The sequence below is a fragment of the Rhodopirellula maiorica SM1 genome (assembly GCF_000346295.1).
GTDB lineage: Bacteria > Planctomycetota > Planctomycetia > Pirellulales > Pirellulaceae > Novipirellula > Novipirellula maiorica.
Genome location: NZ_ANOG01000084.1, coordinates 1 through 1996 on the forward strand (window position 1 = coordinate 1; position 1996 = coordinate 1996).

At 56.9% G+C, this 1996-nt stretch carries 2 protein-coding genes; both read right to left on the minus strand.

All coding sequences use genetic code 11. The annotated features are described in order from the left end of the window. Nucleotides 1–173: 173 nt before the first annotated feature. Nucleotides 174–854: a YqgE/AlgH family protein gene (locus RMSM_RS02480; protein WP_008691079.1), complete on the minus strand. Its 681-nt coding sequence runs from the start codon at nucleotides 852–854 to the stop codon at nucleotides 174–176. A gap of 77 nt (nucleotides 855–931) precedes the next feature. Further along, nucleotides 932–1936, minus strand: coding sequence for a ketoacyl-ACP synthase III (locus tag RMSM_RS02485; protein ID WP_008691083.1), 1005 nt, complete (start codon nucleotides 1934–1936; stop codon nucleotides 932–934). Nucleotides 1937–1996: the final 60 nt, after the last annotated feature.

Here is a 1996-nt window from a genome sequence, read left to right on the forward strand (position 1 = left end):
GACCTGAGTGCCTTGGCACATCCGTGGATATCACCGATCGCAAATTGTCGCATTGAGGAGGCTCGAGGGTAGGATCCGTTTTAAGTCAGACGCTCAGGTTGAATTGCCGGCCTGAGGACTCGGGTTCGAGTGTCCGCAGAGCAAGGTTTCGGCAAATCCGATCGAAAGAACACTCAGTTCAAATTGGGGTCACCAAAGTGCACGCCGGGTGCCATCGAGTTGAGGATGTCGTGGCCGCACCGGCGAACCGCCAATTCCCATGATTGGTCAGCGTCGCCAAACAGGATATCGCTATCCGGCTTGCCCACCAACCAGCCACCAACTCGCATCTCTTCGTCGAGTTGTCGGGGGCCCCAGCCGCTGTAGTTCGCGATATAGCGCACCTTCGCATCATGGCGGTGCAACAGGATTCGCAGGTGATCGTCATCGCCGGTGATCCAGGCGGGTGGATTCCCGAGGTCGATTGACATGCTTCCAAACGGGTCCGCGGGATGATTTTCGATCGTAAATTTGGCTCCTCCTGTAACCGATTCTCCCGGTCCAAGCGGTTCGCTCGGGTCATCCAAGGAAATCGGGCCGCAAGGGTCACCGATTCCGGCTAGGTTGTGCAGTGCTAGTAGCGGCCCTTCGACGGGACCACCCCGGTAAATAAAGTCGTCGTCGCGAGGCTCGCCTCCCGCCGTGGTGCTGAGCGCTACGAGGTCTCGAAAACGGTTTTCGGTCGGCCGGTTGATCGCCAACCCAAAGGCGCCCTCCGGATCATGGCGAACGATAAAAATGACCGAACGGAGGAAATTCCCATCGCCCAAATACGGTGACGCAATCAGCAGTCGCCCTGAAAGGTTTTCTTGCATCGTGGATTTCTCCGGTTTGCGACAAGCGAGCGTGTCGCAAGGGGGGTGAAAAGATGGGCAATACGCAACCTATTATTTTAGGCCGAGTAAACGTCGCGCCAAAGCCCGCCAGCCCAGGACAATCCTACTCCGAATCCTACCAGCATATTAACCGATTCTGGCTTCAATTCGCCGCGACTTCGCAGTCGATCGATCAGAATCGGCAATGTTGACGAGACGGTGTTGCCCACATCGGCAAGTTCGATGGGGATGCGTTCGGCTGCCACATCCATTCGCCCACGAAGTTGATCGAGCATCTTCCAGGTCGCTTGATGCATCAGATAGCGGTCGATATCGGCGTCGGTCAGCCCGTTGTCCGAGAGGATTTCTTCGATCAACCGCGGCACTGCTTCGACGGTGAAATTGATCAAGCTCGGTCCGTCCATGTACAGACGGCTTTTCCAGCGTTTGCGGTGGCGTGGCTTGATCGCATCCTCTGTGGGACGGCTGCCGCCATCGCCGACCAGCAGCATGTCGCCGCCGCTGCCGTCGCTGCCGAACTGGAAACCCCACAGCGTTTTTTCGTCGCTGGCGGTCACCAGGGTGGCCGCGGCGCCGTCGCCAAAGATCGTTCGCAGGCTGCGGTCGTCGGCGTCAATGTATTTACTGTACGTTTCTGCAGTAAGCAGCAAGATGTTTTTCGCGACTCCACTTTGGATCAGCCCGTCGGCCATCGCCAAGCCGTACACAAAACCGCTGCAGCCCAAATTGAAATCGAGGGCGCCACAGCGGGTGGGCAAGCCGAGTCGATCTTGGATCAAACAGCAGGTAGTCGGCAGTGGATAGTCCGGCGTCTGTGTGCAGAGCAGCACAAAGTCGATTGATTGCGGGTCAATCGCATGCTCGGAAAACAGCTTTTGGGCCGCCTGGATCGCTAGGTCGCTGGCGGTTTCCTTCTCGTCGGCGATATGCCGTTGATGGATACCCGTTTTTTCAGCGATCAGAGCGATATCCCAATTCGGAAAATCGGCTTGAAGTTGTTCGTTCGTTTCGACTCGCGAAGGCAAGTGAACAGCGATCGGACCAAGTTGAGCATGCGGCACTGCGAAGGATCCACGAATGGACCGAAGGGGAGAGATGCAAAGCAAAGGAAAAAGATAGCG